The 5,404-nt window shown below is 68.7% G+C and carries 5 protein-coding genes; 1 reads left to right on the top strand and 4 read right to left on the bottom strand.

Annotated elements, in window-relative coordinates:
• Positions 1-138 precede the first annotated feature (138 nt).
• The 4 genes from AC1DY5_RS40535 to xylF are packed head-to-tail and all read right to left on the bottom strand — an operon-like array spanning position 139 to position 4,309.
• Entirely contained in the window at positions 139-1,296 is a 1,158-nt protein-coding gene (locus tag AC1DY5_RS40535; protein WP_478120091.1) for an ROK family transcriptional regulator, read from the bottom strand.
• A gap of 13 nt (positions 1,297-1,309) precedes the next feature.
• Positions 1,310-2,086 carry an ATP-binding cassette domain-containing protein gene (locus AC1DY5_RS40530; RefSeq protein WP_478120090.1) on the bottom strand — a complete coding sequence of 259 codons (777 nt, stop codon included), beginning with the start codon at positions 2,084-2,086 and terminating at the stop codon, positions 1,310-1,312.
• On the bottom strand, positions 2,087-3,274 hold the full coding sequence (locus AC1DY5_RS40525) for a sugar ABC transporter permease (protein ID WP_478120089.1): 1,188 nt from the start codon (positions 3,272-3,274) through the stop codon (positions 2,087-2,089).
• Positions 3,275-3,277: 3 nt separating this feature from the next.
• Positions 3,278-4,309 carry a D-xylose ABC transporter substrate-binding protein gene (gene xylF / locus AC1DY5_RS40520; RefSeq protein WP_478120088.1) on the bottom strand — a complete coding sequence of 344 codons (1,032 nt, stop codon included), beginning with the start codon at positions 4,307-4,309 and terminating at the stop codon, positions 3,278-3,280.
• A gap of 181 nt (positions 4,310-4,490) precedes the next feature.
• Between xylF and AC1DY5_RS40515 the strand changes: the two genes are divergently transcribed.
• Positions 4,491-5,404, top strand: a 914-nt coding sequence (locus AC1DY5_RS40515; protein WP_478120087.1) for a thiamine pyrophosphate-dependent dehydrogenase E1 component subunit alpha, incomplete at its 3' end; no start/stop codon positions are given.

Here is a 5,404-nt window from a genome sequence, read left to right as displayed (position 1 = left end):
CCCAGAGGGCGCAGCGCCACGTCCCATCCTCCATCACGAGTTTGCGATTGCATATCGGCGCACTACTGGCTCGTAACCTCCCCCGATGTCCCTGCTGTCTTGGGCATCAACGTGCACCAAATATCTAACACAGTAAGACTAGGAAGCGGGGTCGATCGCCGCCGCGCGTTCGCGTCGCGCCTCCGAGGTCGGATGCAGCGGGCGCAGGTATTCGTGCAGGGCCAGCGCGGCCGCGCCGACCGCTGTCGCCCATTGGCCGTAGCGCGCCGCGCGCACCACCGGCGGCGCCAAGCCGGCGCTCTCGGCATAGCCCTGGACGGTCGCGATCGCGCCCGGCAGGAAGCTCGGATGCGCCTCGCAGGACTTGCCGCCGACCACGATCGCGCGCGGCTCGAAGGTGACCCACAAGTTCTGCAGCAGCACGCCGAGAAAGCGGGCCGCGCGCACCGGACCTTCGGCGTCGCGGTCGAGCACGCGCGAGCCGAGGAACACTTCCGCGCAGCCCCGCCGCCCGCAGGAACAGCGCGGACCGTCGATCTGCAGGACGGTGTGTCCGATCTCGCCCGCCATGCCGCGCGCACCGGTGAACAGCAGATCGTTGAGCACCACGCCGGCGCCCACGCCGACATCGCAGCTGACGAAGATCAGCGGGTCCTCGCCCTCGCCGTCCGAAAACTCGAACTCGCCGAGCACACCGGCGTCGGCGTCGTTCTGCAACTGCACCGCCATGCCCGCCAGGCCTTCGCGCGCCAGCGCCTCGGCGAGGATCGGCAGCAGGTCCAGGTCGCGCCAGCCCAGGTTGGGCGCAAAGCGCACCATGCCCGTGGCATCCTCGAGCGCCCCCGGCACGCCGACGCCGATACCCGAGAGGCGAAGCCCCGCGGCCTGCATCCGCGCATGCACGGCCGCCACCATGCGCGCCACCTGGGCACTGGCCACCGCCGGCGCATGGTCGGCCAGCGGCTGCGCATCGGAATGCAGCAGTTCGCCCCGCAGCGAGACGCAGACCACGCGCACCACCTCGACCGCGATCTCGACGCCCACCAGCGCACGCGCGCCGACGTTGATCGACAGCGGGGTCGACGGCCGCCCCAGGCCATCGGCCACCGGGGCGTCGGCCTCCTCGAGCCAGCCGTCGTCGAGCAGCTCGCGCACCAGCAGGCTGACGGTCGACTTGGTGAGGCCGCTTTCGGCCGCCAGCCGCGCGCGCGACAAGCCGGGCCGGGCTCGCAGCAGCCGCAGCAGCACGCTGCGGTTGATGCGCTTGACCAGCTGCTGGTCGCCCGTGGTCTTCATCCGTCCGCGATCCTCAGGCCGAGGCGTGCTCGGCCTGCGCCTTGCCCTCGGGCCGCTTGCCGGCAATGATCATCCCGAGCACCTCGTCCTCGTTGACGTCGGCGGTGCGGTAGGTGCCGACCAGGCGGCCGTTCTTCATCACCGCCAGCCGGTCGCTGAGGCCGAACACGTCGGGCATGTCGTGGGTGATCAGGAAGATGCCGACGCCATCGGCTTTCAGTTGCCTGACCAGCGCGCCGACCATCGCGGTTTCTTCGGGGCCGAGAGCCGCGCAGGGCTCGTCCATGATCAGGATCCGGGCGTTGAAGTACAGCGCCCGCGAGATCGCCACCACCTGCCGCTGCCCGCCCGACAGGCGCCGCACCGGCACCCGGATGTTGGTGAAGTTCTTGTTCAGGCGCTGGAACACCTTGCGCGCCTGCCCCTCCATGAAATGATCGTCGAGCGTGCGCCAGGGCGTGAGCTTCTCGCGGCCGAGGAACAGGTTGGCGACCGAGTCGAGGTTGTCGGCCAGCGCCAGCGTCTGGTAGATGGTCTCGATGCCCTGGGCCTGCGCCTCGGAGGGCGTGCGGATGTTTACCTTCTCGCCCGCGATCAGCGTCTCGCCCGAATCGATCGGATAGGCGCCCGCGAGCATCTTCATGAGGGTCGACTTGCCGGCGCCGTTGTGGCCCAGCAGCGCGACCACTTCGCCGGGGTAGAGGTTGACGCTGACGCCGTCGACCGCCTTCACGCCGCCGAAGGCCTTGTGGATCTCGCGCAACTCGACCAGGGGTGGGTTGGCCGTCATCTAGTTGTCTCCGAAGCGTTTGCGATATAGCACGTCGAAGACGACCGCCACGATCAGGACCTGGCCAATGATCACCATCCGCTTGCCGATCGGCACGTCGAGCAGCAGCATGCCGCTGTCGAGCGACTGCATGATCAGTGCGCCCAGCACCGAGCCGAAGATCGAGCCGCTGCCGCCGGCCAGCGCGGTGCCGCCGATCACCGCGGCGGCGATCACGTACAGCTCCATGCCGGTGCCGAGCGAATTGGTGCCGGCGTTGAGCCGGGCGATCGAGACGATCGCGGCGATCGTCACCAGCACCGCCAGCAGCGCGAACAGCATCAGCGTCACGCGCTTGACCGGAATGCCGACAAGCGCCGCCGCGTCGGGGTTGCCGCCCATCGCGAACACATAGCGCCCGAAGCGCGTGCGATGGACGATGAAGGACAGCACCACCGCCACCACAGCCCAGATCAGCACCGGGATCGGAATGCCCTGGGCCTCGGTCTTCGAAGAGATCTGGTAGTTGTTCATGGTGGCGGCGAAGGCGAACACCACCGCTGCGGGCAGCGCGGCCAGCAGCAGGTCCAGCCACAGGGGCTCGACCGGCATCTCGTGGCGCTGGCGCGCGCGCCGTTTCTGCAGCATGCGCGCGAAGATCACGACGGCCACCAGCGCCGCCAGCACCCAGGACGCCGTGGTGCCGATTCCGCCGTCGTAGCCGCCGCCCAGGCGCTGGAAGAACTCGTCGTTGACCGGCTGCGTCTTGCCGTCGGCCACCAGGAAGGCCGCGCCGCGGAACGACATCAGCCCGCCCAGGGTGACCACGAACGAGGGCACGCCGAGCACCGCGGTCAACCCGCCCTGGTAGAGCGACACCAGCAGCGCCACCGCCAGCCCCGCGAGGCAGGCGGCCGGCCACGACCAGCCCGCGCTGTATTGAAGGTAGGCGATCAGCACGCCGACGAAGCCCATCACCGAGCCGACCGAGAGGTCGATGTGGCGGGCCACGATGATCAGCACCATCACGGTCGAAACGATGCCGACCACCGCCGTTTGCTGGGCGATGTTGTAGAGGTTCTCGGGCGACAGGAAGACGCCGCCCGACATCACGTGGAAGACGATCGCCATCACCACCAGCAGCACGCTCATGAGCGCGAGCCGGAGGTCGACGCCGCTGCGGCGCCAAATCTCGGGCGTTGAACGCATGGGCTACTTGCAGGCAGCAGGTGCCTTGTCGCCACTCACGCCCTTGCAGAGCTCGTCCTTCTTGATCCAGCCCGCCTTCACCACCACGTCGAGGTTGTCGCGCGTGATCGGCACCGGCGTCAGGAAGCGCGAGGAGATCGCCACCTTCTTCTCGCCGCCGCTCCAGTCGGCCGCCTTCTCGGCCGGCTTGCCGGCGGCCAGCGCGACCGCCGCCGATGCAGCTTCGCGGCCAAGCTCGCGCGAGTCCTTCCAGACCGACACGGTCTGGGTGCCGAGTGCGATCCGGTTCAGCGCCGCGAAGTCGGCGTCCTGGCCCGACACCGGAATGCCGCGGATGCCCTTTGCCGTGAGCGCCGCGACCGCGCCGCCGGCGGTGCCGTCGTTCGAGGCCACCACGGCATCGACTTTGTTGCCGGCCTTGGTCAGGATCTGCTCCATGTTCTTCTGCGCCACCTCGGGCTTCCAGCCTTCGGTGAACTCGTCGCCGACGATCTTGATGTCGCCCTTCTTGACCGCATCGGCGATCACCTCCTGCTGGCCGGCGCGCAGGAAGTTGGCGTTCGGATCGGTCGGCGAGCCCTTGATCATCACGTAGTTGCCCTTGGGCTGGATCTTGTAGACCGCGCGCGCCTGCATGCGGCCGACCTCAGTGTTGTCGAAGGTGATGTAGAACACGCCGGGCGTCTCGATCAGCCGGTCGTAGGCCACCACCGGCACCTTCTGCTTGAGCGCCTTGTTGACCGCCGGCAGGATCGCGTCCTTGTCCATCGCGAGCACGATCAGCGCCTTGGCGCCCTTGGACATCAGGCCCTCGATGTCGCCGAGCTGCTTCTCGGGCGAGCCGCCGGCGTCGGCGCTGATGTACTTGGCGCCGAGCTTCTCGAGCTGGGCCTTGATCGCGGCCTCGTCGGTCTTCCAGCGCTCTTCCTGGAAGTTGGACCAGCTCACTCCGACCACGGTCTGGGCGGCGGCGCCGAGGGCGCTGAGGCCCAGGGTCAGGGAGGCCAGGGCAGGCAGGGTACGGGCGAGCTTCATGGGTGTGTCTCCAGTATTCTTGGTTGAGTCGCCCTTTAGTTTGAGCAACGAACTAACTATGTCAGCCGCCCCCGCGCGACGGCATTGGGACATTCCCTGCGGGTAAATGCGCTACTGCCCCATTAGTCACAGACGATACGATTTTTGGCTGAAAGCACGCTGCGAATAAGCTGGAGACAAAATGGATTCTGAGATTTCAGCGCTCGAGCGTCTCGCGCTCTATCGCACGATGGTGCGAATCCGCGCCTTCGAGAACGCCGCCGAGACGGCCAGCCAGGGCGGCGTCAGCGCCTATGGCCAGGAAGCGGCGGGGGCCGCCAAGGTGCGCGGCCCGCTGCACCTGTCGACCGGCCAGGAGGCGGTGCCGGCCGGGGTCTGCGCCCACCTGTCGGCCGCCGACTACCTCATTTCGACCCACCGCGGCCACGGCCACACGCTCGCCAAGGGCGTCGATCTCGGCCGCATGATGGCCGAGCTGTTCGGCAAGGCCAGCGGCTTCAACGGCGGCAAGGGCGGCTCGATGCACATCGCCGACTTCTCGGTCGGCATGCTGGGTGCCAATGGCGTGGTGGCGGCCGGCCTGCCGATCGCGGTCGGCGCGGCGCATGCGCAGAAACTGCAAAAGAAGGACGCCATCACGGTCTGCTTCTTCGGCGACGGCGCGATCAACCGCGGCCCCTTCCTCGAATCGCTGAACTGGGCCCGCGTCTACCAGCTGCCGGTGCTGTTCGTCTGCGAGGACAACCGCTGGAGCGCCACCACCGCGAGCGGCCCGATGACCGCCGGTGAAGGCGCCTCGGCACGCGCCGAGGCGCTCGACATCGCGGCCACCCAGGTCGACGGCAACGCGGTGTTCGCGGTCCACGCCGCGGCCCGCCGGTTGGTCGCCGAGGTGCGCGCCGGCAGCGGCCCGCGCCTGCTGCACGCCCTCACCTACCGCATCAAGGGCCATGTCTCGGTCGACCCGGCCGCCTACCGCGACGCGGCCGAACTGGCCGGTCGACAGGTGCAGCGGGCCGCGCACCTTGGCGGCCCCCGCCGCTTCCTGGCCATAGGCGCTGACGCCGCCCTGGCTGGCCGTCTCGGCGGCGTTCT

The sequence above is a fragment of the Variovorax sp. P4_D9 genome, assembly GCF_056401695.1.
The sequence above is the reverse complement of the archived record's forward strand: the minus strand, read 5'-3'. Positions and strand labels throughout refer to the sequence as shown.

Excerpts from the sequence above, each read along its gene's own strand:
- AC1DY5_RS40535 (WP_478120091.1), bottom strand. The coding sequence starts at position 1,296 with ATGAAGACCACGGGCGACCAGCAGCTGGTCAAGCGCATCAACCGCAGC.
- AC1DY5_RS40530 (WP_478120090.1), bottom strand. The coding sequence starts at position 2,086 with ATGACGGCCAACCCACCCCTGGTCGAGTTGCGCGAGATCCACAAGGCC.
- AC1DY5_RS40525 (WP_478120089.1), bottom strand. The coding sequence starts at position 3,274 with ATGCGTTCAACGCCCGAGATTTGGCGCCGCAGCGGCGTCGACCTCCGG.
- xylF (WP_478120088.1), bottom strand. The coding sequence starts at position 4,309 with ATGAAGCTCGCCCGTACCCTGCCTGCCCTGGCCTCCCTGACCCTGGGC.